Annotated in this window: 30 protein-coding genes; 3 read left to right on the top strand and 27 right to left on the bottom strand. The window is 40.1% G+C overall.

Annotation, left to right across the window (positions count from 1 at the left end):
• Window positions 1–6: 6 nt before the first annotated feature.
• Genes BM350_RS20760 through BM350_RS20805 form a run of 10 tightly spaced genes read right to left on the bottom strand, consistent with a single transcriptional unit; the run spans window position 7 to window position 8,860 of the window.
• The gene (locus tag BM350_RS20760; RefSeq protein ID WP_090917819.1) at window positions 7–1,509 is read right to left on the bottom strand and encodes an NADH-quinone oxidoreductase subunit M; all 1,503 of its coding nucleotides are present in this window, start codon (window positions 1,507–1,509) and stop codon (window positions 7–9) included.
• Window positions 1,506–3,371: an NADH-quinone oxidoreductase subunit L gene (gene nuoL / locus BM350_RS20765; RefSeq protein WP_090917817.1), complete on the bottom strand. Its 1,866-nt coding sequence runs from the start codon at window positions 3,369–3,371 to the stop codon at window positions 1,506–1,508. The genes BM350_RS20760 and nuoL overlap by 4 nt, the downstream gene beginning before the upstream one ends.
• A gap of 29 nt (window positions 3,372–3,400) precedes the next feature.
• Window positions 3,401–3,715, bottom strand: a complete 315-nt coding sequence (gene nuoK / locus BM350_RS20770) for an NADH-quinone oxidoreductase subunit NuoK (RefSeq protein WP_090917815.1) — start codon at window positions 3,713–3,715, stop codon at window positions 3,401–3,403.
• Window positions 3,708–4,232: an NADH-quinone oxidoreductase subunit J gene (locus BM350_RS20775; RefSeq protein WP_090917813.1), complete on the bottom strand. Its 525-nt coding sequence runs from the start codon at window positions 4,230–4,232 to the stop codon at window positions 3,708–3,710. The genes nuoK and BM350_RS20775 overlap by 8 nt, the downstream gene beginning before the upstream one ends.
• The gene (gene nuoI / locus BM350_RS20780; RefSeq protein WP_090917811.1) at window positions 4,229–4,648 is read right to left on the bottom strand and encodes an NADH-quinone oxidoreductase subunit NuoI; all 420 of its coding nucleotides are present in this window, start codon (window positions 4,646–4,648) and stop codon (window positions 4,229–4,231) included. Before nuoI ends, BM350_RS20775 begins: the two co-directional genes overlap by 4 nt.
• 21 nt (window positions 4,649–4,669) lie before the next feature.
• The gene (gene nuoH / locus BM350_RS20785; RefSeq protein WP_090917807.1) at window positions 4,670–5,671 is read right to left on the bottom strand and encodes an NADH-quinone oxidoreductase subunit NuoH; all 1,002 of its coding nucleotides are present in this window, start codon (window positions 5,669–5,671) and stop codon (window positions 4,670–4,672) included.
• Window positions 5,671–6,771 carry an NADH-quinone oxidoreductase subunit NuoD gene (gene nuoD, locus BM350_RS20790; protein ID WP_090917804.1) on the bottom strand — a complete coding sequence of 367 codons (1,101 nt, stop codon included), beginning with the start codon at window positions 6,769–6,771 and terminating at the stop codon, window positions 5,671–5,673. Before nuoD ends, nuoH begins: the two co-directional genes overlap by 1 nt.
• Before the next feature lie 3 nt (window positions 6,772–6,774).
• Entirely contained in the window at window positions 6,775–7,986 is a 1,212-nt protein-coding gene (locus BM350_RS20795; RefSeq protein WP_090948302.1) for an NADH-quinone oxidoreductase subunit C, read from the bottom strand.
• Complete coding sequence (nuoB, locus tag BM350_RS20800) at window positions 7,983–8,501, bottom strand: NADH-quinone oxidoreductase subunit NuoB (protein WP_020061447.1); 519 nt, start codon at window positions 8,499–8,501, stop codon at window positions 7,983–7,985. Before nuoB ends, BM350_RS20795 begins: the two co-directional genes overlap by 4 nt.
• Window positions 8,492–8,860 carry an NADH-quinone oxidoreductase subunit A gene (locus BM350_RS20805; protein WP_090917901.1) on the bottom strand — a complete coding sequence of 123 codons (369 nt, stop codon included), beginning with the start codon at window positions 8,858–8,860 and terminating at the stop codon, window positions 8,492–8,494. Before BM350_RS20805 ends, nuoB begins: the two co-directional genes overlap by 10 nt.
• Before the next feature lie 322 nt (window positions 8,861–9,182).
• On the opposite strand from BM350_RS20805, the gene BM350_RS20810 reads away from it, so the two are divergent.
• The gene (locus tag BM350_RS20810) at window positions 9,183–9,626 is read left to right on the top strand and encodes a MarR family winged helix-turn-helix transcriptional regulator (protein ID WP_090917903.1); all 444 of its coding nucleotides are present in this window, start codon (window positions 9,183–9,185) and stop codon (window positions 9,624–9,626) included.
• 46 nt (window positions 9,627–9,672) lie between these two features.
• Here BM350_RS20810 and BM350_RS20815 read toward each other — a convergent pair whose 3' ends face one another.
• The 16 genes from BM350_RS20815 to BM350_RS20900 form a co-directional block, all read right to left on the bottom strand.
• The gene (locus tag BM350_RS20815) at window positions 9,673–10,074 is read right to left on the bottom strand and encodes a F0F1 ATP synthase subunit epsilon (RefSeq protein ID WP_090917905.1); all 402 of its coding nucleotides are present in this window, start codon (window positions 10,072–10,074) and stop codon (window positions 9,673–9,675) included.
• A gap of 20 nt (window positions 10,075–10,094) precedes the next feature.
• Entirely contained in the window at window positions 10,095–11,489 is a 1,395-nt protein-coding gene (gene atpD, locus BM350_RS20820; protein ID WP_090917907.1) for a F0F1 ATP synthase subunit beta, read from the bottom strand.
• A gap of 219 nt (window positions 11,490–11,708) precedes the next feature.
• Entirely contained in the window at window positions 11,709–12,566 is an 858-nt protein-coding gene (gene atpG, locus BM350_RS20830; protein ID WP_090917911.1) for an ATP synthase F1 subunit gamma, read from the bottom strand.
• Between the two features lie 453 nt (window positions 12,567–13,019).
• On the bottom strand, window positions 13,020–14,528 hold the full coding sequence (gene atpA, locus BM350_RS20840) for a F0F1 ATP synthase subunit alpha (RefSeq protein ID WP_090917913.1): 1,509 nt from the start codon (window positions 14,526–14,528) through the stop codon (window positions 13,020–13,022).
• A gap of 11 nt (window positions 14,529–14,539) precedes the next feature.
• On the bottom strand, window positions 14,540–15,082 hold the full coding sequence (locus tag BM350_RS20845; protein ID WP_090917914.1) for a F0F1 ATP synthase subunit delta: 543 nt from the start codon (window positions 15,080–15,082) through the stop codon (window positions 14,540–14,542).
• Window positions 15,079–15,588 carry a F0F1 ATP synthase subunit B gene (atpF, locus tag BM350_RS20850; RefSeq protein ID WP_090917916.1) on the bottom strand — a complete coding sequence of 170 codons (510 nt, stop codon included), beginning with the start codon at window positions 15,586–15,588 and terminating at the stop codon, window positions 15,079–15,081. The genes BM350_RS20845 and atpF overlap by 4 nt, the downstream gene beginning before the upstream one ends.
• A 126-nt stretch (window positions 15,589–15,714) precedes the next feature.
• Window positions 15,715–15,933, bottom strand: a complete 219-nt coding sequence (gene atpE / locus BM350_RS20855; protein ID WP_020061436.1) for a F0F1 ATP synthase subunit C — start codon at window positions 15,931–15,933, stop codon at window positions 15,715–15,717.
• 57 nt (window positions 15,934–15,990) lie between these two features.
• Window positions 15,991–16,710 (bottom strand): F0F1 ATP synthase subunit A, encoded by a 720-nt coding sequence (atpB, locus tag BM350_RS20860; RefSeq protein ID WP_090917918.1) that lies wholly within the window; start codon window positions 16,708–16,710, stop codon window positions 15,991–15,993.
• A gap of 7 nt (window positions 16,711–16,717) precedes the next feature.
• Window positions 16,718–17,110, bottom strand: a complete 393-nt coding sequence (locus BM350_RS20865; protein ID WP_090917920.1) for an ATP synthase subunit I — start codon at window positions 17,108–17,110, stop codon at window positions 16,718–16,720.
• Window positions 17,110–17,334 (bottom strand): AtpZ/AtpI family protein, encoded by a 225-nt coding sequence (locus BM350_RS20870; RefSeq protein ID WP_139207717.1) that lies wholly within the window; start codon window positions 17,332–17,334, stop codon window positions 17,110–17,112. The genes BM350_RS20865 and BM350_RS20870 overlap by 1 nt, the downstream gene beginning before the upstream one ends.
• A 482-nt stretch (window positions 17,335–17,816) precedes the next feature.
• Complete coding sequence (gene upp, locus BM350_RS20875; RefSeq protein ID WP_020061432.1) at window positions 17,817–18,446, bottom strand: uracil phosphoribosyltransferase; 630 nt, start codon at window positions 18,444–18,446, stop codon at window positions 17,817–17,819.
• Between the two features lie 1,163 nt (window positions 18,447–19,609).
• Complete coding sequence (glyA, locus tag BM350_RS20880; protein WP_139207718.1) at window positions 19,610–20,851, bottom strand: serine hydroxymethyltransferase; 1,242 nt, start codon at window positions 20,849–20,851, stop codon at window positions 19,610–19,612.
• A gap of 189 nt (window positions 20,852–21,040) precedes the next feature.
• On the bottom strand, window positions 21,041–21,613 hold the full coding sequence (locus tag BM350_RS20885; protein ID WP_090917925.1) for a TIGR01440 family protein: 573 nt from the start codon (window positions 21,611–21,613) through the stop codon (window positions 21,041–21,043).
• A 66-nt stretch (window positions 21,614–21,679) separates the two neighbouring features.
• A complete protein-coding gene (gene rpiB, locus BM350_RS20890) occupies window positions 21,680–22,123 on the bottom strand; it encodes a ribose 5-phosphate isomerase B (protein ID WP_090917926.1) in 444 nt (147 codons plus the stop codon).
• 162 nt (window positions 22,124–22,285) lie between these two features.
• Entirely contained in the window at window positions 22,286–22,726 is a 441-nt protein-coding gene (locus BM350_RS20895; RefSeq protein WP_090917927.1) for a low molecular weight protein arginine phosphatase, read from the bottom strand.
• 374 nt (window positions 22,727–23,100) lie between these two features.
• Window positions 23,101–23,598 carry a PTS sugar transporter subunit IIA gene (locus tag BM350_RS20900; protein WP_090917928.1) on the bottom strand — a complete coding sequence of 166 codons (498 nt, stop codon included), beginning with the start codon at window positions 23,596–23,598 and terminating at the stop codon, window positions 23,101–23,103.
• Window positions 23,599–24,107: 509 nt separating this feature from the next.
• Here BM350_RS20900 and BM350_RS20905 point away from each other — a divergent pair.
• Together BM350_RS20905 and BM350_RS20910 are read left to right on the top strand one after the other, a co-directional pair.
• Window positions 24,108–24,494 carry a DoxX family protein gene (locus tag BM350_RS20905; protein ID WP_090917930.1) on the top strand — a complete coding sequence of 129 codons (387 nt, stop codon included), beginning with the start codon at window positions 24,108–24,110 and terminating at the stop codon, window positions 24,492–24,494.
• Window positions 24,495–24,647: 153 nt separating this feature from the next.
• Window positions 24,648–25,256, top strand: coding sequence for a flavin reductase family protein (locus BM350_RS20910; protein ID WP_090917932.1), 609 nt, complete (start codon window positions 24,648–24,650; stop codon window positions 25,254–25,256).
• Between the two features lie 324 nt (window positions 25,257–25,580).
• On the opposite strand, the gene BM350_RS20920 is transcribed toward BM350_RS20910, so the two are convergent.
• Complete coding sequence (locus tag BM350_RS20920) at window positions 25,581–26,141, bottom strand: manganese efflux pump MntP (protein WP_090917934.1); 561 nt, start codon at window positions 26,139–26,141, stop codon at window positions 25,581–25,583.
• Between the last annotated feature and the right edge of the window lie 26 nt (window positions 26,142–26,167).

The raw sequence follows: 26,167 nt of genomic DNA on the forward strand, positions 1-26,167 counted from the left end.
CATCTTCTACCTACCTCCTAACGATTGTAATGTGTCACGAAGCGGTTCACCTAGTACATCTGGCAGAATACCAATGATTAGAATACATGCCAGCAAGATCACCACCGGAATATATTCCCACCCGTGTATATCGTCCTTCGCTTCGCATTCACTTTTTCCAAATATAACTTGCATAGCTGCCCGGAGTACATACACTGCTGTTAAAATAATCCCGATTGCTCCGATTGCCGCTAATACCCGGTTCTCCTGAAACAAGCCAAGAAATGCGAGAAATTCACTCACAAAGCCGGACATTCCAGGAAGTCCGAGCGAAGCCATACTTCCCGCTAACAAGAATCCGCTAAGCACCGGCACTTGCTTCGCTAAGCCGCCAAGTTTTGTAATATCAGAAGTATGAAAGCGCTGCTCGATTATACCAAGCAGGAAAAACAACAGCGCCGCAATTAAACCGTGGGAAACGACTTGGAACAATGCCCCCTTCATTCCCGCCGTGTTCAGCGCAGCTAAACCGATTAATACGATTCCCATATGCGAAATACTTGAATATGCGAGCACCTTTCGGAAATCGGTTTGAACAAGTGCTAAGAGTGCCCCGTACAGCAAGTTGATAACTCCTAAAACTCCTAAGAACACCGCGAATTTTTCAAACTGCTCCGGGAAAAGTCCCATTCCAAAACGGACAATTCCGTATGCTCCAATCTTTAAAAGAACACCTGCATGCAGCATGACTACCGCTGGGTGCGCCTCCACGTGGACATTCACCATCCAGCGGTGCAGCGGAAAGACTGGAAGTTTAATCATGAATGCAATCATAATGGCTAGAAATAAACCGAACTGCAAGGAGTTAGACAGTTCACCAACCGTTGTCATTTCTTTTCCTGCTAAAACGGTTTGTAGCTCTGCAATATTTGTTGTACCTGCTCTTGCAAATAAAATGGAAAAAGCAATAAGTAAAATCGCTGACCCGATGCCGTTATAAATTAAATAGCTATACGCCGCTTTTTCACTGCTAAATTTGCCCCATTTCCCAACAAGTAAAAACATAGCTGGCAGTGTAATTTCAAAGAACACGAAGAACAGCAGCAAGTTTTCCGCAGCGAAGACGCCAAGCATGCCGACTTCAAGCATAAGCAGCAACATGTAGAAACCCTTTACGTGCTTTGTAACGGAAAAGGCCGTAATAGCAGCCAATGTCACCAATAATGCTGTAAGAAACATCATAACGAGCGAGAAGCCATCAATGCCGAGTTCGTAATAAATTGTGAACAGTTCTTTCTCTATACTTGGAAAGTTTCCAAATTGAATCCACTTTACCTTTTCTGCAAACATCGTTAAACTTTTTCCCGATGCATATGTACTTACGATAAAGAGCGCGGCCCCAAGCGGAAGTAATGTTCCAAGCAAACCAACAAGCTTCGCTGCTCTTTCCTCTTTCTTCGGTACAAATGCCAGCAGGATGATACAAAGCAGCGGGGAGAAAATAAAGAAAGATAATAAAAAGGAACTCATTTTCCATACCCCCCTGTCAATAACAGAATCATTACGAGTGCAGCTAAGCAAACCGCTGTCACTGTGCCGTACATTTGCACTTGCCCGTTTTGTAATTTCGAGCCAATCGTACTTACACCTTTTACGATGCCACTAATAAACTGCATGGTTCCTTCCACAATATACGTTTCAAAGAAATATAGAACATATGCAATTCCTTTAACGAGCGGAAGCACCGTTTTGCTATACAATTCATCAATATAATATTTCTCCTGGAGCAAGCTATACATGGCAGTATTCTTCCCGCCAAGCCAATCATGTGAAATGGTACGTTTTCCATATATCAAATATGCTAAACCAATCCCAGCCACTGAAACGAGCGTTGCCACGATCATAATCCAGGCCGGGCCATGAACCTCTCTCACTTGAAACGCTGCGTCTTTTGTAAGCCAATCCCCAAGAAAAGTTCCGAACCAAGGTGTATTCACATAACCAGCCACAATCGCTAGGACGCCAAGAACCATCATTGGCACTGTCATTATCTTTGGAGACTCATGCACATGTTTCTGCTCCCCGCGCGCCTCTCCCGTGAAGACAAGGAAGTACAAGCGGAACATATAGAAAGCAGTGAAGAAAGCTGCGATTACCGCAAGGACGAATAAACCGTAATTGCCGCGTTCCCACGTCACTGCTAAGATTTCATCCTTACTAAAAAACCCAGAAAATAACGGAACGCCGCTAATCGCAAACGTACCAATTAAAAACAATGAGCCGGTCACTTTCATCTTCTTAAACAGACCGCCCATTTCCTCGATGTTTTGCGTATGCACCGCATGAATGACGCTGCCGGCAGCTAAGAATAATAATGCCTTGAAGAAAGCGTGCGTCGTTAAATGAAAAACCCCCGCCACGTACCCAGCAGAACCGAGCGCAAGCATCATATAACCAAGCTGACTCACCGTGGAGTAGGCTAATACACGCTTAATGTCCGTTTGCACGATACCAATAGATGCTGCAAAGATTGCCGTAATACCGCCAACAACTGCAACAGTTTGCATCGCTGCTTCGCTCGCTGCGAAAAGCGGGAACATAGTAGCAACTAAATATACCCCAGCAGCAACCATCGTCGCTGCGTGGATTAGCGCCGATACTGGTGTTGGGCCTTCCATCGCATCTGGAAGCCACGTATGCAGCGGAAACTGACCTGATTTCCCAATTGCACCGACAAAGATTAAAATCGCCGTTAATGTAATCATCGTCCCCGAAATTTCTCCAGTTTGTACGGCCTGAAAGATTACCTCATAATCAAAGCTACCAACTTGCCAGAATAATAGAATCATTCCAATAAACAAGCCGACGTCCCCGATACGCGTCATAATAAACGCCTTTTTTGCAGCTGCCTTTGCCTCTTCTTTAAAGAAATAAAACCCAATTAATAAAAAGGAGCCGAGTCCTACTAACTCCCAGAATATATAAAGCTGTAATAAGTTAGTAGAGATGACAAGTCCAAGCATCGCAAATGTAAACAGCCCTAAGTATGCATAAAAAATATGGAGTCTTTCATCGCCATGCATATACCCTTTTGAATACATATGAACGAGCAAACTCACAAGTGTGACAATAAAGAGCATTAATGCATTTAATGCATTTACTTCAAAGCCAAAAGAAATATTCACATCCCCAATTTGGAGCCAAGTCCATTGCTGCTTTACCGTTTCTGATGATAGCCGTTCTATTAATACAAGTACCGCACCCACAAATGAAAGCAAGGTGAGCAAGATGCCGAGCCAGCTGCTTCCTTCTTTTAACTTCTTGCCAAACATCACGAGTAAAACGAAAGACACAAGCGGGAAAAGCGGTATTAGCCATGCATAATCCATCATGAATTCCTCCCCCCTTTTCGGTCATCATCTTAATGCTTTAACGAATCCATTTCATCTGTATTGACCGTTTCGCGGTTTCTATATAGAGCAATTAAAATTGCCAAACCCACCGCTGCTTCTGCTGCAGCGACGGACATTGTGAACAATGAAAAAATTTGTCCCTTTAAATTTGGAAACATCCCTAATTTACTAAAGGCAACTAAATTTAAGTTCGCCGCATTTAACATAAGTTCAATACAAATTAATACAATTACTGTATTACGCTTCGTTAACGCTCCAAATAAGCCGATGCAAAACAGTATAATCGCAAGCGTCAAGTATGCAGAAGCTGGAATACTATTCATGCGAATCCTCCTTTTTCTCGTCCTTCTTCGCAAGTACAATTGCACCAACAAGAGCAACAAGTAATACAACAGATGTTAACTCAAACGGAATTATATATTTCGAATACAACAATTCACCGATCTGACGTGTATTTTGTTCATGAAGTACGATACCATCTTGAACACGTCCATTCTCAAAGTCCACATTATTCACCGCAAAATACATCACCGCACCAAAGATTACAACAGCAAGAAAAACAATCAATTTACGAAAGCCGAAACGTGCTTCTTCTTCATCATTATGTTTCGTTAACATAATGCCAAAAATCATAATGATCGTAATCGCACCGGAATAAATCAAAATTTGGGCAACCCCAACAAATTCTGCTGATAACATAAAATAAAGCCCAGCAATACTAAGAAAGGTAAACACTAGAGCGAGCATCATATGCATCACTTTCGTTAAGTTCAGCATAAGTACACCGCCCATAATCGCAAGCAGGGCTAATGCTAAAAACGCTACTAACTCGCCGCTCATGCTTTATTCTCCTTTCTCACATGTTGATTATTTTCATCAAGCCACTGTAAGTTTTTAAATAAATCATCACGCGAATATTCGGCTAGCTCAAAGTTATTTGTCATCACAATCGCTTCTGTCGGGCAAACTTCCGTACAAAGATCGCAAAGAATACAAATTTCAAAGTTAATATCATACGTATCAATGATTTTCCCTTTCTTCTCTGGATCTGGATGTTTTTTCCCTGTTAGTTGAATGCAGTCTGTTGGACAAATATTTGCGCATTGATTGCACACGATACATTTTTCTGGATAAAACTTTTGAATACCGCGAAAGCGATCTGGGAGTGGTAGTGGCTGATTTGGATAGTCGTACGTTACTTTCTTCTTACTTAAATTGCTAAGTGTATACTTTAAACCTTTAAATAAACCCTTCATTGTACTCCTGCCCCCTTTAGATTAGAAGAACAATTCTTTTATCAATGCCGCTAAGAAAATATTCGCAAGTGCTACCGGCAGTAATACTTTCCAGCCAAACTCCATTAATTGATCGCCTCGTATACGCGGGAACGTCACGCGGAACCAAATTAATAGAAAGACAACTGCACTAAATTTGAGCGCAAACCAAACAGCTCCTGGAATAAACGCTAGGAACGGAATCGGCTGCCAACCTCCTAAAAATAGTACTGTCATAAGCGATGCCATTCCGAAGAAATACACATACTCAGAAAGCATAAAGAACGCCCAGCGAAATCCCGAATACTCCGTATGATATCCAGAGACGAGCTCCGATTCGGCTTCCGGTAAATCAAACGGCGTTCGGTTCAATTCCGCAACAGCTGCGATTAAAAAGACGATAAAACCAATTGGCTGCACGAAAATGTACCAAACCCCTTCTTGCGCCTCTACAATATCATTTAAATTTAAGCTGCCTGTTAGAAGGATGACCCCAATTACGCTCATCACAAGTGGAATTTCATAGGAGATCATTTGTGCTGCGGCGCGCATTCCGCCGAGTAACGAATATTTATTATTAGATGCCCAGCCCCCGGTTACAACACCAATTGTTGTAATCCCTGAGACTGCAATGTAATACAGCAAGCCGACGCCGATATCGGCAAACTGCAACTTATCTGTAAACGGAATGACCGCTAGTACCATGAATGCCGGAGCAAACGCAATGACCGGTGCTAATATGAAGAGCGGTTTATCGGCTGCTTTTGGAATCGTATCTTCCTTTAGCAAAAGTTTTAATACGTCCGCTACTGTTTGCAGCAGTCCAAACCGACCGCCCACTTGGTTCGGTCCGATACGTCCCTGCATAAATCCCATTACTTTTCGTTCTGCTAAAATTCCATATGTAACAAAGCCAAGAACGACAAACAACAACAACGTTGCCAATCCGAAAAAGATAAGAAAATTCGTCCAGCTTGCGGGTGACTCTAAGAGGTTTTGTATCATCACCCATCAACCTCCCCAAGTACAATATCAATGCCGCCTAAAATTGTAATTAAGTTTGCGATATTCTCGCCTTTCAAGAGCTTCGGTAAAATTTGCAGATTATAAAAAGATGGGCGGCGGAACTTTAAGCGATACGGCTCTTTCTTTCCATCACTCGCAATGTAACAGCCAATCTCGCCGCGCGGTGACTCAATTCGCACGAATGCTTCACCTTTTGGTGGTTTAATAATCTTTGGCACCTTTGCTAAGATTGCTCCTTCTTTCGGAAACTGCTCTACCGCTTGTTCAATAATTTTCAGCGACTCTTCAATTTCCTCCATTCGGCAAACATAACGATCCCAAGCATCCCCCACCTTACCGACAGGAATATCAAAATCAAAACGTTCATAAATAGAGTACGGCTCATCTTTCCGAAGATCCCATTTCTCACCCGTGCAGCGCAAGTTTGCTCCGCTTAACGAATATTGCAGGGCGTCTTCTGCCGAGTAAATCCCGACTCCCTTTACGCGGTTTAAGAAAATTTCATTGCCGCTCACAAGGTCGTGATACCCCTCTAACTGCTCTCTCATATAAGGTACAAACTCGCGCACCTTTTCAATCCAGCCGTCCGGTGCATCCCATTTCACCCCGCCAACGCGCATATAATTAAACGTTAAACGCGCTCCGCATAATTCATTCAGTAGGTTAATAATCATCTCCCGTTCGCGAAATGCATATAGAAATGGACTGACCGCTCCAATATCAAGCAAATTGGTTCCCCACCAAACGAGGTGACTCGCCACGCGCCCAAGTTCCATTGCAAGTATGCGCAAATATTCAGCGCGCTCCGGGATTTCCAACCCCATCATCGTCTCCACTGCGTGGCAGATGACATAATTATTTGTCATGGCCGCTAAATAATCCATTCGGTCTGTGTATGGAATAATTTGCGTATACTGCAAACTTTCCGCAATTTTCTCCGTGCCGCGGTGCAAATAGCCAATGACAGGTGTAGCTTCTTTAATGATTTCCCCATCAATTTTAATAACGAGCCGAAATACACCGTGCGTACTCGGATGCTGCGGACCTACATTTAAAAGCATTTCTTCTGTACGAATCATGTTTTACACCCCCGCATCAAAAGGCTCATAATCTTTTCGCAGCGGATAGCCGATCCAATCGTCTGGCATCAAAATACGCTTTAAATTTGGATGCCCTTCAAACACAACGCCAAGCAAATCAAACGCCTCGCGCTCCGGCCAATCTGCCCCGCTCCACAAAGGTACAATGGAAGACACTCTTGGCTCGTCCCGGTCAAGTTTTACTTTCACCGCTACAGATTGCTTCTTGCCGTATGAAAATAAATGCACATACACTTCCATATGCGCCCCAAAATCTGTTGCATGCAACTCTGACATATAATTGAACGCACATTCAGGATCTTTCTGTAACAACTCCATTACTCCATAGTAATGCTCTACTTTCACAACGAGCGTCGGAACATCTTTAGACAACCTATTAATATAGAAATCTTCTAGCACACCTTCGCCAAGTTTTGCTGTAACTGCCTGAACATACGCATCTAAATACGGCTGATTTTGCGAAGGCTGTTCTACTTTCACTTCTTCCTCTTTCTTTCCTCCAGCAGCCCGGGCCTTTGCTGCCGCTGCAGCTTTTGCTTTTGCGACCGCAATTGCTTTTTCTTTCTCAGCATCTATGCTTCCACCTTCAGATGCTTTTTGCTTCGCTAACGCCGCTACCTTCGCTTTTGCTGCTGCCGCTGCTTTGGCCTTCGCTGCTGCGACCGCTTTCTCTTTCTCCACATCTTCCGGCTCGGCTGCTTTCTCCTTTTCTTTCTGCTTCGCTAACGCCGCCACCTTTGCTTTGGCCGCTGCTGCTGCCTTTGCCTTCGCTACTGCGATCGCTTTCTCTTTCTCCACATCTTCCGGCTCGGCTGCTTTCTCCTTTTCTTTCTGCTTCGCTAACGCCGCCACCTTTGCTTTGGCCGCTGCTGCTGCCTTTGCCTTCGCTACTGCGATCGCTTTCTCTTTCTCCACATCTTCCGGCCCGGCTGCTTTCTCCTTTTCTTTCTGCTTCGCTAACGCTGCCGCCTTTGCTTTGGCCGCTGCTGCTGCCTTTGCCTTCGCTTCCTCTGCTGCGAGTCGCTTTGCTTCCACTATATCTACTTCATCCTCATTTGATAGCGCTTTCTCTTTTTCTTCTATATGATGAACCTCATTTTCCTGACGTGCTGCGAGTCGCTTTTTTGCCTCTTCCTTTGCACGTTTTGCTAATTCTTTTTTCATATCATCTATATTTTGATCTCGATTACTCATTTATTCGTCACCTGCTTTCCTGTCTTTGCTTCGTAACGAATTTTTTCTTTTAATTTATTAATACCGTAAATTAAAGCTGCTGGATTCGGCGGACAACCAGGAATGTACACATCCACCGGTACGATTTGATCTACCCCTTTTACAACAGCATACGAATTTACATACGGTCCGCCCGCGGTTGCACAAGACCCCATTGCAATGACCCACTTCGGTTCTGGCATTTGATCATATAAACGACGAACAATTGGGGCCATTTTCTTCGTTACCGTTCCAGATACAATCATGACATCCGATTGACGCGGGGATGTACGGAAAAACGAACCAAATCGATCTAAGTCATAATGCGAAGAACCGACTCCCATCATCTCAATTGCACAGCATGCCAATCCAAATGTCATCGGCCACAATGAATTACTGCGTGCCCAACCTTTTACTTGCTCAAGCGTCGTAAAAAATATATTTCTTTCTAACTCAGCACGTTCCTGTGGATGAATATCTTCAAAATTTATAGCCATTGTAACACCTTCTTTTTCCAAGCATATGCAAGACCAATGAGTAGCATAATAACAAAAATGAGCATTTCCACTAATGCAAATAACCCTAGTTTGTCATACGCTACCGCCCACGGATATAAAAACACAGTTTCCACATCAAAAATTACAAAAAGCAATGCAAAAATATAATAGCGGGCATGGAAGCGGACGTTTGCATCATGAAACGGCTCAATTCCACTTTCATATGTTGTTTTCTTCGCTGCACTTGGTTTATGTGGACGTAGCAATTTCCCCAAGGTGAGTGCTACAACCGGCAACAATATACCTAATAGCAAAAAAATGATGACAATCATATAACTATTTTCATATACATTTACCATTGTGAAACCCTCTCCCCCTCATAAAAACAAGTTCACTCAGTACAAATTATGATTCATTTGCACCATTTATTATTTTTTAATTTTTCTAAATAATGCAATTATAGATATTATATCAAATTTCAAATTCTTATGTCGATACATTGGAGAAAAGGAACAAAAACTTACAAAGGAAACTAGACATAATATTGATATTTTATCAATTTAGTTATAAATCAAATTTATCTAAAACCTTAAAACGGCGGTATGTAACCGACTATAGACCTTGACATCCTATCAGTTTAGTCATAAATTCAATGTAAATAAGAAAAAATTAGGTGACATGATGAAAGAAAACATAAACAATTCTTCATTATCTAAACAAGAGGAACGTCTCGGTTTAATGTTATGGTTCCGTCTATCACGAATATACAACCAGAGTATTCGCCAATCGAATCAACATTTAAAAAAATGGAATCTGTCAGTAGCCCAGTTTGACGTCTTAGTTCAAGTCGGTTCTCATGAAAAATTATCTCAACAAGAATTAGCAAATAAGCTTTTTGTTACGAAAGGAAATATTACACAACTGTTAAGCAAAATGGAAAGGTTAGGATTGATTAAACGAGAGCAGGAATGGAAAACAAAATACCTTTCCTTGACTGAGGAAGGAAAAAAGTTATTTCATGACGTGGTTCCGAATCAAGAACACTTTCAGGCATCACAATTTTCCAATTTGAATCATGAGGAAAAAAAACAGTTTTTAGATTTACTTAGGAAAATTCAAGCATGAACATTATAAAAAGCCGCAAAGGTTCATCCCTTTACGGCTTTTTTCTTTACTTCATATTTGAAACATCCAAACGGTTAATCGCACGTTTAAGTGCCATTTCTGCACGTTTGAAGTCAACATGTGCTTGTTTATCTTGCATACGTTGCTCAGCGCGGCGCTTCGCTTCGTTTGCGCGATGAACGTCGATATGATTTGCTGTTTCAGCAGATGGTGCTAATACTGTTACTTTCTCAGGGCGAACTTCAATAAAGCCACCGCTAACTGCTACGTAATCTGTATGTCCACCATTTTTTAAGCGAATTGCACTAATTTTAAGTGGTGCAACAGTCGGAATGTGACCTGCTAAGATCCCCATTTCCCCGCTCTCTGCTCTTACGCTTACCATTTCAACTTCGTTTTCGTAAACCGGTCCATCAGGAGTTACAATACTGACTGGAAATGTCTTCATAATTCGTCCCTCCTAAGGCCTTATGCCATCATTTTCTTCGCGTTTTCAACAACTTCTTCAATACCACCAACAAGACGGAATGCGTCTTCTGGAAGGTCATCATGTTTTCCTTCTAGAATTTCTTTAAATCCACGAACTGTTTCTTTTACAGGTACGTAAGATCCTTTTTGACCTGTAAACTGTTCTGCTACGTGGAAGTTCTGTGATAAGAAGAACTGAACGCGACGAGCGCGATGTACAACTAATTTATCTTCTTCAGATAACTCATCCATACCTAAGATGGCGATAATATCTTGAAGCTCTTTGTAACGTTGCAGTGTTTGCTGAATTTGACGAGCAACTGCATAATGCTCTTCTCCTACGATTTCTGGAGATAGTGCACGAGATGTAGATGCCAATGGATCTACCGCTGGGTAAATACCCATTTGTGTTAAACGACGCTCTAAGTTTGTTGTTGCATCTAAGTGAGCGAACGTTGTTGCTGGTGCTGGGTCAGTGTAGTCATCGGCTGGTACATATACCGCTTGGATAGACGTGATAGACCCTTTATTTGTTGATGTAATACGCTCTTGTAATTGACCCATTTCTGTTGCAAGTGTTGGTTGGTAACCTACCGCAGATGGCATACGACCAAGTAGGGCAGATACTTCAGAACCAGCTTGCGTGAAACGGAAGATATTATCGATGAACAGAAGTACGTCTTGTCCTTGCTCATCACGGAAATGTTCAGCCATTGTTAAACCTGTTAACGCAACACGTTGACGTGCTCCAGGTGGCTCATTCATTTGTCCGAATACCATCGCTGTTTTCTTGATTACGCCGGAATCACTCATTTCGTGGTATAAGTCATTACCTTCACGAGTACGCTCACCTACACCAGCGAATACAGAGATACCACCGTGCTCTTGTGCGATGTTGTTAATTAATTCTTGGATTAATACCGTTTTACCTACGCCGGCACCACCGAATAGACCGATTTTACCACCTTTAATATAAGGAGCTAATAAGTCTACTACTTTAATACCAGTTTCAAGAATTTCTACTTTTGTAGATAACTCTTCAAATGCAGGTGCTTGGCGGTGAATTGGATCACGGCGTACATCCGCTGCTACTTCTTCACCTAAGTCAATTGCATCACCTAATACGTTAAATACACGACCAAGTGTTGCATCACCAACTGGAACAGAAATTGGTTTACCAGTGTCTTCTACTTCTGTACCACGAACAAGTCCGTCTGTAGAAGACATTGCTACTGTACGAACTGTATTATCACCAAGATGAATCGCAACTTCTAAAGTTAAGTCGATTGCGTCTTCTTTAATTCTAAGGGCATTGTAGATTTCAGGTAGCTTTCCGCCGTCAAACTTAACGTCTACAACCGGACCCATGATTTGCGTAACGCGCCCTTTATTCATCGGGTTCCCTCCTAGCTTTCTTTAAATTAACCGGCTTTTCTGCGAACAGTCGGTTTTATTTTTTATATTTTGCATCGAGACTATCGATTCCGCTTTTTTATCAATCCAGCTCCAGTGGCTAGAATGGTCGGTGGCTTCGCTTCTTCCTGCGAGGCAAAGAACGCCTCTATGTCTGAAGCTCCATCCTCCTCCCATTCTGAGCGAGCCGCTTCCGCTTTTTTATTCTAACGCTGCTGCACCGCCGACGATTTCCGTAATTTCTTGCGTAATCGCTGCCTGACGAGCGCGGTTGAAGGAAAGTGTAAGTGTATCGATAACTTCCATTGCGTTGTCTGTAGCACTTTTCATTGCTGTCATACGCGCTGCGTGCTCACTTGCTTTACCGTCTAGCAATGCACCGTACACTAAGCTCTCTGCGTATTGTGGCAATAATACTTTTAAAATATCTTCTTCAGATGGTTCAAATTCATATGAAGTTGTTGCTTTGTCAGATGCCACATCCGTAAGCGGTAAAATTTTCTTCTCCGTTACTTCTTGTGAGATCTTACTTACATAATGATTGTAGTAAATATACAATTCATCATAAGCACCATCAGTAAACATAGAAATTGCTCTTGAAGCAATATCTTTAATATCAGCGAATACTGGTTGATCAGATAATCCAATTACTTCATCAATGATATTAAAACCACGACGTTTTAAGTAATCACGTCCTAGACGTCCAAGTACAATAATTGCGTATTGGTTTGCATCCATGTTGTGACGCTCTTTCACTACGTTGCTTACTGCACGTAAAACGTTACTGTTATATCCACCTGCTAGTCCGCGATCCGATGTAATAACGATGTATCCTGTTCGTTTCACAGGACGCGCTGTTAGCATTGGGTGATTTACCCCGCTACCTTGCGCTATGCTCGCTACTACTTCTTGAATCTTATCCATATACGGAACGAAAGATTTAGCATTTTGTTCTGCACGGTTTAATTTTGATGCAGATACCATCTCCATCGCTTTCGTAATTTGACTCGTTTTCTTTGTCGAGTTAATTTTCGCTTTTATATCGCGTAAAGATGCCACAGGTTTTCACCACCTTTTTTCCGGAAGTTGGCATGATCAGAAAGACTTCCATTTTGTCGATCTTCCTAATCGTTATACTTGTTCATGATTGAAGGAAAAGAATAGGTGCACCTACTCTTTTCCTCTTCATATCCGTTAGCACTCCTTGTAAGAGCGCCTATTTATATAGAAGTGGAGCGGCCTAACGAGCCGGCTCCGCTTTTTGTTTAATCTAGCTTTGCCTCCTAGCCCCTTCCGTCTAAGAACCTTCCCCACGAGAAGGTAAAAAGCACCTTCTGTGGGAAAGAACCTTAGCCGACGGGGCTAAACAGTCGGCTCCGCTTTTTGTTATAATCTAGCTCCAGCAGCTAGAAAGGTCGGTGGCTTCGCTTCTTCCTGCGAGGCAAAGAACGCCTCTACGTCAAAAGCTCCATCCTCCTCCCTTTCTGAACGAGCTGCTTCCGCTTTTTGTTATTATTCAGACGCCACAAAAACTTTTTTGAAGCCGTTAATAGCAGTTGCCATTTTTTCGTCTTCAGGAAGTTTTGTTGTTGTACGAATTTCAGTTAATAATTCAGCAGCATTTGTATCTAACCAAGCATGGAACTCGTCTTCGAAACGAGTGATATCTACTACTGGGATATCATCTAAGAATCCCCGTGTTAATGCGTAAAGAATCATAACTTGCTTCTCTACTTTTAATGGCTTATGTAAGCCTTGTTTTAATACTTCTACTGTACGTGCACCGCGGTTTAATTTCGCTTGTGTTGCTTTATCAAGGTCAGAACCGAACTGAGCGAACGCTTCTAATTCACGATAAGATGCAAGGTCAAGACGAAGTGTACCAGATACTTTGCTCATCGCTTTAATCTGAGCCGCACCACCAACACGAGATACAGAAGTACCTGCGTCGATCGCTGGACGTACACCAGAGAAGAATAGATCAGATTGTAAGAAGATCTGTCCATCCGTAATAGAGATTACGTTTGTTGGGATGTAAGCTGATACGTCCCCTGCTTGTGTTTCGATGAAAGGTAATGCTGTTAAAGAACCAGCGCCTTTTGCATCACTTAATTTCGCCGCACGCTCTAGTAAGCGGGAGTGTAAGTAGAATACATCCCCTGGATACGCTTCACGACCTGGAGGACGACGTAATAATAATGACAATTCACGGTATGCAGCCGCTTGTTTTGATAAGTCATCATATACAACTAATACGTGTTTGCCGTTGTACATAAATTCCTCACCCATTGTTACACCAGCATATGCAGCTAAGTATAATAATGGAGCAGGTTGAGAAGCAGATGCAGTTACAACGATTGTGTACTCTAATGCACCGTGCTTACGTAATGTTTCAACTACGTTACGAACTGTAGATTCTTTTTGTCCGATTGCTACATAGATACAAACCATATCTTGATCTTTTTGATTCAAGATTGTATCAAGTGCAACAGCTGTTTTACCAGTTTGGCGGTCACCGATGATTAACTCACGTTGTCCGCGACCGATTGGTACAAGAGCGTCAATCGCTTTAATACCAGTTTGAAGTGGCTCATGAACAGATTTACGATCCATTACACCTGGTGCTGGGCTTTCGATTGGACGAGTTTTTGTTGTGTTAATTGGACCTAAACCGTCTACTGGTTGTCCTAGTGGGTTTACAACACGACCAATTAATTCTTCCCCTACTGGCACTTGCATGATGCGACCTGTACGACGTACTTCGTCACCTTCACGAATTTCAGTATAAGGTCCTAAAATAATGATACCTACGTTATTTTCCTCTAAGTTTTGTGCTAGTCCCATAACGCCGTTAGCGAACTCAACAAGCTCACCAGCCATAACGTTATCAAGACCATGAGCACGTGCAATACCGTCACCAACTTGAATAACTGTACCAACATCGCTAACTTCGATCTCAGACTGATAGTTTTCAATTTGTTGCTTAATCAGTGCGCTAATTTCTTCAGCTCTGATGCTCATGCGCTTCACCCCTATCTATTCTTCATAAGTTCACGCTGAATACGTGCTAATTTTCCTTGTAAACTGCCGTCGTAAATGCGGTTTCCAATGCGTACTTTAATACCGCCTAGTAAATCTTCATCTACAACATTTTGAACGCGAATTGCATCTTTTCCTGTTTTCTTTGCAAATGCTTCTGCAATGCTAAGCTTCTCATCTTCTGATAAAGAACGAGTAGAGTAAACCGTTGCATCAGCTACGTTACGCTCTTCATTGGCAAGTGCAACATACACATCTACAATTTCAGGTACTAATGTTTCGCGATGATTATCGATTAAAAGATATAACGTGCTTAAAATTGGCTGAGAAACAGTAGAAAACACGCTAGAAAGAAATTGTTTTTTCTTTTCTGCTGAAATGTTTGGTTGCCCTAAAAAAGTATGTAGTTCTTTACTACTTACAAAAGCACTTTGCACAAGGCGCAGTTCTTCCTCAAACATTTCTAGTACATGTTTTTCTTTTGCGATTTGAAAAAGAGCGACAGCATAACGTTTAGCTACAATCTCATTGCTCATCGCGCTTCTCCTACCTCTTTAATATAATCGCGAATTAATTGAACTTGGTCTTCTTCTTTCAGTTCTTTTTGCATAACTTTAGAAGCAATTTGGACAGATAAAGAAGCAACCTGTTCTTGAAGAGCAGTAATTGCTTGCTCTTTTTCGCGTTGAATTTCTTGTACAGCAGATTCTTTAATAGATACCGCTTCCTCTTTGGCAGCAGCAATAATACTTTCTTTTTGATCTTCTGCTTGTTTTTTTGCTCTCTCGATTAATTCTTGCGCTTCAATACGTGATTGTTTTAACATTTCACGTTGTTCTTCTACTAACTTTTTCGTCTCTGCATTGTTCTTTTCTGCAGCGTCGATTTCGCTAGAAATATGATCTTCACGTTCCTTCATAATTCCCATTAAAGGTCCAAATGCATATTTACGAAGTAATGCTAATAGAATTAGGAAAACGACAATTGTATAAATTACTGTTCCGTATGGGACAGCAGCAGCTCCTAATAATAGAGTTGGCACAAGGATTCACTCCCTTCAAAAATCTAAATTAAACAAATGAAAAGACAAGTAATGTTTCATTCATAAAGCAATGGCGAAGAAGGTCTCAAAACGATCTTCGCCACTTATTGTAAGGGGAGCTATCCCTTATTTGTTTAATACGATAAACGCGATTACTACACCGATGATTGGAAGCGCCTCAACTAACGCTACCCCGATGAACATGATTGTTTGAAGTACACCACGTAATTCTGGTTGACGAGCAACACCCTCAACTGTGCGAGATACGATAAGACCGTTACCAATACCAGCACCTAATGCAGATAAACCAATTGCAATTGCAGCTGCGATTACACCTAAACTCATTTTAAAAGTCCTCCTTTTTATCAATAAAAAATAAATTTTGTACTTACTTTAAATATATTAATGGTCGTGGCTTACTTTATGAGCCATGTATACCATCGTTAACATTGTAAAGATAAATGCTTGGATAGCGCCTACGAAAATACTGAAGCCCATCCATGCTAACATCGGCAGAACAGCACCTAATGCGCCAAACGCACCGCTTGCTCCTAATTGAGCAAGTAACGTTAATAAAATCTCACCCGCATAAATGTTACCAAATAAACGCAGACCTAACGTCAATGTATTCGCAAATTCCTCAATTACCTTTAAAGGGAATAAGAATTTCATTGGTTGAATATAGCCTTTTAAATATTCTTTCGTACCCTTCATTTTAACTCCATAATAATGGGTGAGGGCAACTACCATCACGGCTAAAGTTAGAGTAACTGCTGGGTCAGACGTTGGAGATCTCCACCATGCAATATGCTCTCCGCCTTCAGCTGTCGCAATCATGAACGGCAAACCGAGCATGTTTGCTACAAAGATGTACATAATGAGTGTAACTCCAAGCGTTAAAAAGCGTCCACCTGTTTGCCAATCCATCGTACTATTAATCATACCTTTTACGAAGTCCATAACCCATTCAAGGAAATTTTGTATTCCTGTTGGACGTAGAGCTAAGCGACGGGTACCAATAACAGCGATGATAAATACGATTACTGCCGCAACAGTCGTCATCATAACAGAGGACAAGTCGAACGTTAAACCTAGAAATTCAACTAATTTACCGTGTTCCACTAGTAATTCACCTCTCTTCCCTGCTCTTATACTGTAGATAAAGAAAATCTATGATCATGACAAGATATCCTGTCAGTAATCCTAATCCTAAGCTCCACATCGCCATTAAATGTTGATATTTTGCTGCAAATAAAATTAATAGCCCTATCGCGGCTAATCTCGAATATGTACTCACTGCGGTCGCTTTATACTTCACTGTCTCTCCTTGTGTAACGCGATCTAACAGCTTGTCCGTCTTGTGTGCAACGATGCGCAAACTAAGAAAACCGAAAATCGTTCCGATAATCAGTCCTAGAAAGACATCTTTGTATGAGGTAAAGCCCCATCCTAATACAAAGAGTGCGAGAAGGTTGTACATATATTTCTTTTGTCTTTGGACAAGTTCATGTACTTCTATCATCATTGCTCTCCCGAATAAAATTGTCGAATGAGTCGAATCATAGCATAAACCCCTGTTCCAAGTCCTAGTAATAACCCGATTACTAGAAATAATGGAAACGTTCCAAGCTTACCATCAATCCATTGCCCGCCAAAAATTCCAACTAAAATAGCGCCAACGAGCTGAGAAAGAATTCCAGTCATTAAAGCATACGCCTTAAATTGACTACGCTTGTTTCCCTCCAAGGATTCATCCCTCCATATGTAAAGCCTCATTCACTATGTGTTAAGAATGTGTTAATAATAACTCATTTTTTTGCATAAATCCTATTTAAATGAGAAAATTATTTTTTTTGTCAAAGAATAGACGAAAATTTGTCAATGAAAACCCTACCATCTATCCCCGTTGTTAGCATACAATAGGGTATTAAACAGTGTCAACGTCAAATCGAAAAAAATCAAAAAATTTGAGTATTAGGTATTTATTCCCATAACTGAAAACGTTCTCCTTCAAAATAATGTTAAAAGACGTCTAATTTCTAGACCTTTTCTCTTTATAATAGAAGAAAAAAGTTCACAAGTTTGTCACTATTACACCTTCTAGATATATAAATTTTCACATTTCATATGACTTTCTCAAATGAGAAGTTTCTATATTATATGCAATTTCACTATATAATATGTTGCATAAAAAAACAGACGAGAAGGGTGTCTTCTCGTCTGTTGTCTTACTTCGTTCCAAATAAACGGTCGCCAGCATCTCCAAGACCTGGTACAACATATCCATGATCGTTTAATTTTTCGTCTAATGCAGCCACGTAAATATCCACATCAGGATGGTCTTCTTGAATAACTTTTACCCCTTCTGGTGCACCAACAATACACATTAATTTAATATGTTTTGCACCGCGCTTCTTTAAGGAAGTAATCGCTTCTGATGCAGAGCCGCCTGTCGCTAACATTGGATCAAGTACGATAAAATCACGTTCTTCTACATCAGTTGGAAGTTTCACATAGTATTCTACAGGTTGTAATGTTTCTGGATCACGGTATAAACCGATATGACCTACTTTTGCTGCTGGAATTAATTTTAAAATCCCATCTACCATTCCTAAGCCTGCGCGTAAAATAGGAATTAAACCAAGCTTCTTACCTGCAATCACTTTTGTTTTCGCTTTACTTACAGGTGTTTCAATTTCAATTTCTTCAAGTGGAAGATCGCGTGTAATTTCAAACGCCATCAAACTTGCTACTTCATCTACTAGTTCACGAAACTCTTTCGTACCTGTATTCTTATCGCGAATATATGTAATCTTATGCTGAATTAAAGGGTGATCAAAAACATACAGTTTTCCCATGTGAATCGCTCCTTCAGATGATATTGATGCGTGAGGTCACGCTGTTTTTACACTATGTACGATTGTAAAGAAAACGCTTCTAATATTCAAGGGTGAATTTGGAATATAGATGTAAAACAGCTGTCATTTTTTATTTATCTTTCTTATTTAGACAAAAAACATACTTTTTCTCTTCTCTAAAGGAGATACATGGACTCAATATAGGAACGTCTACTCAAAAACGAGAAACGTTTGGACATCGGTAAATGTTCTCGTAATAACTTAGCAATATCACGACAAGAATAGATTTTTTTGGATAATAAGAGAAGAACAAGTCATCACTTATTGGTTCCTCCATGCTATTGATCATTTCTTACTACATGATCTTATGGAATTAATTTCTATATCCCATTGGTAGAATTAACTGATCCATGCTATAAAAATGAAAGCAGCTGAATTGTTACTCATAAAAAGAGGTTGTCCCATAAATCAGTTACACAGACTTATGAGACAACCCTTTTTATCTACTTGGACTTTTGTTTTGACTATTTACCCTTGAAATGAAATAAGGTATATAGCTTTGTTAGAACCTTTCAACTCCTATTATTATAACCCTTTCAACAACTTACCTTTCATGCAATATTGCATATCAAAATAAGTTGTAAAGTTTATTACCCTAAAGTATACTAAAATTATAAATAAATAATTAAATATTCAGAAAAAAGGAGAGATTGTTTATGCAAATCGCAATGGCAGTTTTAAAATTTCTAGGTGCAGTAATTCCATTAGTAGCAGACCTTTTAAAATCAGTAATGTAAGTAGTATTTATTGCCATTATATTATTTTATAAATATTATACAAATAATCTGTATATCGAACAAATACTATTTTGATATACAGATTATTTGTATGAGTTTTTTATTTTTCTCTTCTTATTCTATATAAACTAAAAGTTCTGTATTAACTTCTCATGCAAATGGATCTGTTAGTGAAGAAATCACAAAATGTCTAGTAGCAATGACTAAACAACAAGTTAGTGGTGAATAAGTTAATGAATAAAAAGGAAAGGCAACTTTCCGTTCAAGGTTGAATGGAAAGTTGCCTTTTAGCTTTACATACTTTTTATGAAATTAAAAACGTATGTTTTTCGGTGTCCTCTATGTTCACCATCTCTTTTCTCTATCTTATAGCTCTTTATACATTGGGAATTTATCTGTTAAAGCATTTACACGTACGCGTGCTTCTTCTAACGCTGCTTCATTATCATGATTTTTTAATGTGTACGCAATAATTGATGCGATTTCATCCATTTCAGCAAATCCGAAACCTCTTGATGTTACAGCTGCAGTTCCAATACGAACGCCGCTTGTTACAAATGGGCTAGCTGGATCAAATGGAATTGTATTTTTGTTTACTGTGATACCAACTTCATCTAATACATGCTCTGCAACTTTTCCAGTAATGTTTAAATTGCGAACATCAATTAAAATTAAGTGGTTGTCCGTTCCACCAGAAACAAGAGTAATACCTTCTTTTTGTAGACCTTCTGCTAAACGATTTGCATTGTTAATAATGTTTTGTGCATATACTTTGAAGTCGCTCTGCAATGCTTCTCCAAATGCAACTGCTTTTGCTGCGATTACATGCATAAGCGGTCCGCCTTGAATACCAGGGAAGATGGATTTATCAATTTGCTTTGCAAATTGTTCTTTACATAAAATCATACCGCCGCGTGGTCCGCGTAATGTTTTATGAGTTGTTGTTGTTACAAAATCAGCATATGGTACTGGATTGGGGTGTAAGCCTGCTGCTACAAGTCCTGCGATATGTGCCATATCTACCATTAAATATGCACCAACTTCATCAGCGATTTCACGGAATTTCTTGAAATCGATCACACGAGGATATGCACTAGCACCGGCAACGATTAATTTTGGTTTATGCTCTTTCGCTTTTTCTAATACGTCCTCATAATTAATGCGATGTGTATCAGGATCTACACCGTATTCAATGAAGTTATATTGTACACCACTAAAGTTAACAGGACTTCCGTGTGTTAAGTGACCGCCGTGAGATAAGTTCATACCAAGCACTGTGTCACCTTGCTCTAGAATTGTGAAGTATACAGCCATATTTGCCTGTGCACCAGAGTGCGGTTGAACGTTTACGTGCTCTGCGCCAAAAATTTCTTTTGCGCGATCACGTGCGATATCTTCGGCGATATCTACATGTTCACAACCACCATAATAACGTTTCCCAGGATACCCTTCTGCATACTTGTTCGTTAATACAGACCCTTGCGCTTCCATTACTGCTTCGCTTACGAAGTTTTCAGATGCAATAAGCTCGATTTTTGAACGCTGTCTTCCTAATTCTAATTCAATTGCAGCAAACACCTTTTCATCTTGACGTTTTAAATGCTCCACCAAAATCCCCCTTTTCTGAACGAACTACACCTATTTCCGATATTTTCTCTTCATTTTCTAAGAAAAAACGAAAGTTCTAGTTGTAATTCTTTTAAATCTTCACATTTTCAACTACATTCTAACACGACTCCACACATGATAAAAGAAAAAAAGACCAAATTTGGCCCTTTTTTATTAGAAGTTTATTACTTAACTACAAGTAAACGTTTCCTCTTTTATTGCATATGCTGCACGCGCTCCACCAATTAACTTCGGACGCGTTTTTGCCATCGTTACATGAGCATGCCCAATCTCTTTCACTCGCGTGCGTACCGGAACAGCTACATGTTTTAAATGCATACCGATAAATGTATCTCCAATATCAATACCTGCATCCGCTTTTACGAACTCTACGATAACAGGGGCTTTCATATTATGATATGCATATGTTGCAAGAGCCCCACCCGCTGATCTGACAGGCGTAACAGTTACAATCTCAAACTGATGCTTTTCTGCGACTTCTCTTTCTACCACTAAAGCACGGTTTAAATGTTCACAGCACTGAAATGCTAGGGTAATGCCACACTGCTCTTGAAAGTGTTTTAACTCAGAAAAAATTGCCTCTGCTACTTCCATCGTTCCCGATGTTCCAATTCTTTCACCAAGCACCTCACTCGTACTACAGCCCACAACAAAAAGGTTCCCATTTCGCAGCGTGGCTTGCTCTTGAAACTCAAAAAGCGCTGTTTGCAACTGCTCTTTTAATTGTAATATTTCACTCATTACGCTCTTCCTTTCGCAGGTAGGTTCAACAAATTATATTACTTCTTACTAGAAGTTAGAATACAATTACTTCGCTTCGTATGCTTTAATTTTTCCTACACGATTTTCGTGACGGCCGCCTTCATAGTCCGTTGTTAACCAAATTTTTGCGATATCGCGTGCTAAGCCAGCTCCAATTACACGCTCACCCATCGCTAACATATTCGTATCATTATGTTCTCTCGTTGCTTTTGCACTAAATGTATCATGTACTAATGCGCAGCGAACGCCGTGTACTTTATTTGCCGCAATTGACATACCAATGCCTGTTCCACAAATTAAAATACCGCAATCTACTTCACCATTTGCAACCATTTCTGCTGCTGGAAATGCAAAATCAGGATAATCTACTGAACCCGCCTCACACTCACAACCCAAATCAATATATTCAATGTTCAATTCTTCTAATAGACTCACGATTTCTTTACGAATATTCATTCCGCCATGATCAGACGCTACAACTACTTTCATTCTAAATCCCTCCAAATATAAAGTGAAACTTCCATCAGTGAAGATTGCTTCTTTCCACTGACAGTGAAATAAACAATATCTTCCGCCTCATACCTCTGAGAATAGAAGATATATTACCCATTAAATCAGCATAATCTCCAATATCGTATTATACACGAAACATCAACCTTCTGAATGCTTTTTCACCAAAGTGTGCACAAGTTGTTCCATTTCTTCCAGCGTTGCTTTATATATAGCAAGCGAACCACCAAAAGGATCAGAAATATCCTTATTTGTACCTTCTACAAATTCATATAATGTATACACTTTTTCACTTACTTCTGGATGGTGCGCTAATAAAAGTTGACGATGTCCTGTTGTCATCGTCAATACAACATCGGACCACTCTAGCAACTCTGCCGTCACTTGCTTTGAAGAATGTGCAACCCGGATACCTTTTTCTTGTAGCGCATTTTTAGCATGAGTAGATGCATCGCTACCAACCGCCGCAAAAACACCAGCAGATTGCACGTCAAACTGCTCCTTACCATGATGACGTAATAGCGCCTCTGCCATTGGGCTGCGGCACGTATTGCCTGTACAAACGAATAATACTCGCTTCACCAAACACCACTCCTTATGATGAATATCTATTTTCATCATAACTCACAATGGTAACGAAAAAAAGAAATGTATATATAAGTTAAAAAACTGACATAAAAAACCTTTCTTTTTAGGGGAGAACGGGAGCGTCTGGCCGTGCATAGAAGCGGTCAGGGCCTTCTCCTGCCACATGCGAGGTTTCAAACAAAAGGAGCAAACAAGGAGCAATCATGTTTTATTCTGTATAGCAACAGCTTATATGTCAGAAAATTAAAATGGATATATAGTAATATAAGAAAACAAAAAATCCACCACTATTCCCCACTCCAACACCATCCACAAAAAAAAAAGGAATCCATTCCAATTATGAAATGGATTCCTGACTCATCAAACGATTATTTCATTGTTACTTTCATTACTCCAGTTGAGCCTTTTGTAGCTGTTACACCTACAGTTGTTTCAATAGATTCTGTTGCATCTGTGTTTGTAATAACGATTGGTGTGATTGTACTTTTAGCTTTTTCACGAATTAATTCTAAATCGAAAGAGATTAATTTATCGCCAGCTTTAACAGCTTGCCCTTCCGATACATACGTTTCGAAACCTTCGCCTTCCATTTTTACAGTTTCTAACCCAACATGGATTAAGATCTCTGCACCGTTTTTCGCTTTAATACCTACAGCATGTTTTGTGTGAAATAGTTGTACAATCTCACCATCTACCGGAGATACTACTACACCTTCAGTTGGTTCGATTGCAACACCGTTCCCCATCATACGACCAGCGAATACTGGATCTGGTACTTCTTCAATATTTTTCACTTCTCCAGTTAATGGCGATACAATTGTTTCTGCATTTGTTTTAGAACCAAAACCAAATAATTTTTTAAACATAGGATAATCCTCCTTATAATCCTTACTCAACAATAAACCTCATATAGCTCACTGCTTTAGTGGCATAAAAACATTCCCATATAAAAAAATGAAGTTATCAACCCGCCTCTTATTGTATCGCCTTGCAAAATTCCGGTCAATTCAGACTGTCTGAATTCAATCGGAAAGGAAGTAAACTTCTTTTGCTTGTTTCCCACAAATTGTCTAAAAATCTTAACATGACAACATCATTATTTTTTCATTTACTATTTATCCCGCATTAACGGGCAGTAATACTCCCACCTCAAAATTCAGCGAAAGCAAAGAAGTTAGGTGGGAGTATTACTGCCCGTAAAAGCCCGATTGGTTCAACTAATAATCAGTGGGGGATGAAGAAAACCCCCACTGATTAAAGTTTCACTTTATAAAATTTATTTTCGTTTTTTATAAAATCTACTTGACTAAAGTAAGTAACTATTTTATCATCACTTACATAAGATAAGTAAATAACTTTTTGGAGGTTTTATAAAATGATGAACATTGGTCTTCTTATTATTCGTCTTATTATCGGGATTACTTTCATGGGGCATGGCGCTCAAAAATTATTCGGCTGGTTTGGTGGTCACGGTTTAAAAGGAACTGGCGGCTGGATGGAATCAATCGGCTTACGCCCAGGCGTATTTATGGCATTTATGGCCGGGGCAACTGAATTACTAGGCGGTTTCTTATTTGCTGCTGGTATTTTCACTTGGGTAGGTGCTCTATTTATTGTTGGTACGATGTTAGTATCTATCATCACAGTTCACGGTAAAAACGGCTACTGGGTTACACAAAATGGTTTTGAATATAACCTTGTTTTAATCACAGTTGCAGTTGGCGTTGCGCTTATTGGACCCGGCGCTTACACTTTAATTTAATTAAATATCTTGAATTCAAGATAAAAAAACCTCACAATTGTGAGGTTTTTTTCATACCCTTTACAAAAATATATTTTTTCAGCAGGAGTTTTCCCCCTTTATCTTGTAAACAAACAAAGAAGCGTTACAGATATAAGAAGGGAGATTACATATATGCTGTCTATTAATCCAAATGAACAAACTGAAAAAGACAATTACAAATTACTAACGGGAAGTATTATTCCGCGCCCAGTTGCCTTCGTTACAACTGTTACAAATGACGGGGTACTAAACGGCGCCCCATTTAGCTATTTTAATATTGTTGCTGCGAATCCGCCTCTTATCTCAGTTTCTGTACAACGAAAAGACGGAGAACCAAAAGATACAGCACGAAATGCGATGGAAAAAGAAGAATTTGTCGTTCATATTTCTGATGAATCTTATGCAGAAGCCATTAACGAAACAGCAGCTAATCTTCCTCCGAATGAAAGCGAAATTAAACTTGCGAAACTAACACCAATTGATAGCGATGTAATTTCCGTACCAGGGGTACAAGAAGCAAGTATTCGTATGGAGTGTGTATTAGAACGCGCTCTTCAATTAGGCGGAACAGAAGATTCCCCGGCATGCGATCTATTAATCGGTCGCATTGTACGGTTCCATATCGCTAAGCACTTATATGAAAATGGACGCATTCATGCTGAAGAACTAAAACCAATAAGCCGATTAGCTGGACATAACTACGCAAAGCTTGGAGAGCAATTTGAACTTGTAAGGCCATAAATAAAAGCGGAAGCGGCTCGCCCAGAACAGGAGGGGGATGGAGCTTCTGACATAGAGGCGCTTTTTGCCTCAGCGGAAGACGCGAAGCCACCGAATGTTTTAGCCGCTGGAGCTAGATATTAACTGGAGACCTCCAACCAAGAAGTATATTTTTGTCGTACATTATAGAAGCGCCGATATATTATGTATATACTATAAAAGCCCAGCTACTTATCGTAGTTGGGCTTTTATGCTATAACTTTTCACAAAATGATTCTATTTCTTCTTTCTTCGGTTTCGCTAATTTAACCATAACCGTGATCCCCTCTAAGAAGTTGGCTGCGTTCATACCGAAAACAATAATTTTATTCCAAATCCAACAAGTATAATGCCGCCAAGTACTTCTCCATATGTTCCAAGAATACTATGTGCCTTACGGCCAATTAGCAATCCGAACCAAGTAAGCATCATACTCACAACACCAAATATGAGAATTGTGACAAACGTACGCGCTCCATAAATACCGAGACTTAAGCCGACAGAAAAGCTATCCATACTCACACTAAAAGCAAACAATAGTAAACTCGCCCCGGCCGGAACATTTCTATGCTCATCATCGTGAGACATTGACGTATACACAATGTGAAATCCTAATCCCATTAATAAAATACTACCTATAATAGTGGCAATGGAGCCAAATTGCTCTGATAAAAAACGGCCAAGTATCATACCGATAAAAGGCATAATTATATGAAATGTACCAATTGTAATGCCGATATAAAAGATTTGACGCAGCTTAAGCGTAATCATCCCCATACCGAGACTAACAGAAAACGCATCAAGCCCTAGCGCAAATGCCATAATACATAGCGGCAACAATTCGCTTATAATATGTTCAATTGTCATAATGTCCCCCCTCGGACTTGCTACTT

It is taken from the genome of Bacillus sp. 103mf (assembly GCF_900116295.1).
Taxonomy (GTDB): domain Bacteria; phylum Bacillota; class Bacilli; order Bacillales; family Bacillaceae_G; genus Bacillus_A; species Bacillus_A bruguierae.

Bases quoted from the DNA above. Each gene is read 5' to 3' on its own strand.
- BM350_RS20900 (WP_090917928.1), bottom strand. From the start codon at position 23,598: ATGTTTAAAAAATTATTTGGTTTTGGTTCTAAAACAAATGCAGAAACA.
- BM350_RS20845 (WP_090917914.1), bottom strand. From the start codon at position 15,082: ATGAGCAATGAGATTGTAGCTAAACGTTATGCTGTCGCTCTTTTTCAA.
- BM350_RS20905 (WP_090917930.1), top strand. From the start codon at position 24,108: ATGATGAACATTGGTCTTCTTATTATTCGTCTTATTATCGGGATTACT.
- atpE (WP_020061436.1), bottom strand. From the start codon at position 15,933: ATGAGTTTAGGTGTAATCGCAGCTGCAATTGCAATTGGTTTATCTGCA.
- BM350_RS20810 (WP_090917903.1), top strand. From the start codon at position 9,183: ATGAAAGAAAACATAAACAATTCTTCATTATCTAAACAAGAGGAACGT.
- BM350_RS20920 (WP_090917934.1), bottom strand. From the start codon at position 26,141: ATGACAATTGAACATATTATAAGCGAATTGTTGCCGCTATGTATTATG.
- nuoD (WP_090917804.1), bottom strand. From the start codon at position 6,771: ATGATTCGTACAGAAGAAATGCTTTTAAATGTAGGTCCGCAGCATCCG.
- BM350_RS20805 (WP_090917901.1), bottom strand. From the start codon at position 8,860: ATGGTAAATGTATATGAAAATAGTTATATGATTGTCATCATTTTTTTG.
- rpiB (WP_090917926.1), bottom strand. From the start codon at position 22,123: ATGAAAGTAGTTGTAGCGTCTGATCATGGCGGAATGAATATTCGTAAA.
- atpD (WP_090917907.1), bottom strand. From the start codon at position 11,489: ATGAATAAAGGGCGCGTTACGCAAATCATGGGTCCGGTTGTAGACGTT.
- BM350_RS20815 (WP_090917905.1), bottom strand. From the start codon at position 10,074: ATGAAGACATTTCCAGTCAGTATTGTAACTCCTGATGGACCGGTTTAC.
- upp (WP_020061432.1), bottom strand. From the start codon at position 18,446: ATGGGAAAACTGTATGTTTTTGATCACCCTTTAATTCAGCATAAGATT.
- BM350_RS20795 (WP_090948302.1), bottom strand. From the start codon at position 7,986: ATGAGTAATCGAGATCAAAATATAGATGATATGAAAAAAGAATTAGCA.
- BM350_RS20885 (WP_090917925.1), bottom strand. From the start codon at position 21,613: ATGAGTGAAATATTACAATTAAAAGAGCAGTTGCAAACAGCGCTTTTT.
- nuoK (WP_090917815.1), bottom strand. From the start codon at position 3,715: ATGAATAGTATTCCAGCTTCTGCATACTTGACGCTTGCGATTATACTG.
- nuoH (WP_090917807.1), bottom strand. From the start codon at position 5,671: ATGATACAAAACCTCTTAGAGTCACCCGCAAGCTGGACGAATTTTCTT.
- nuoB (WP_020061447.1), bottom strand. From the start codon at position 8,501: ATGGCTATAAATTTTGAAGATATTCATCCACAGGAACGTGCTGAGTTA.
- nuoL (WP_090917817.1), bottom strand. From the start codon at position 3,371: ATGATGGATTATGCATGGCTAATACCGCTTTTCCCGCTTGTGTCTTTC.
- atpA (WP_090917913.1), bottom strand. From the start codon at position 14,528: ATGAGCATCAGAGCTGAAGAAATTAGCGCACTGATTAAGCAACAAATT.
- BM350_RS20760 (WP_090917819.1), bottom strand. From the start codon at position 1,509: ATGAGTTCCTTTTTATTATCTTTCTTTATTTTCTCCCCGCTGCTTTGT.
- BM350_RS20775 (WP_090917813.1), bottom strand. From the start codon at position 4,232: ATGAGCGGCGAGTTAGTAGCGTTTTTAGCATTAGCCCTGCTTGCGATT.
- nuoI (WP_090917811.1), bottom strand. From the start codon at position 4,648: ATGAAGGGTTTATTTAAAGGTTTAAAGTATACACTTAGCAATTTAAGT.
- BM350_RS20865 (WP_090917920.1), bottom strand. From the start codon at position 17,110: ATGATAGAAGTACATGAACTTGTCCAAAGACAAAAGAAATATATGTAC.
- BM350_RS20910 (WP_090917932.1), top strand. From the start codon at position 24,648: ATGCTGTCTATTAATCCAAATGAACAAACTGAAAAAGACAATTACAAA.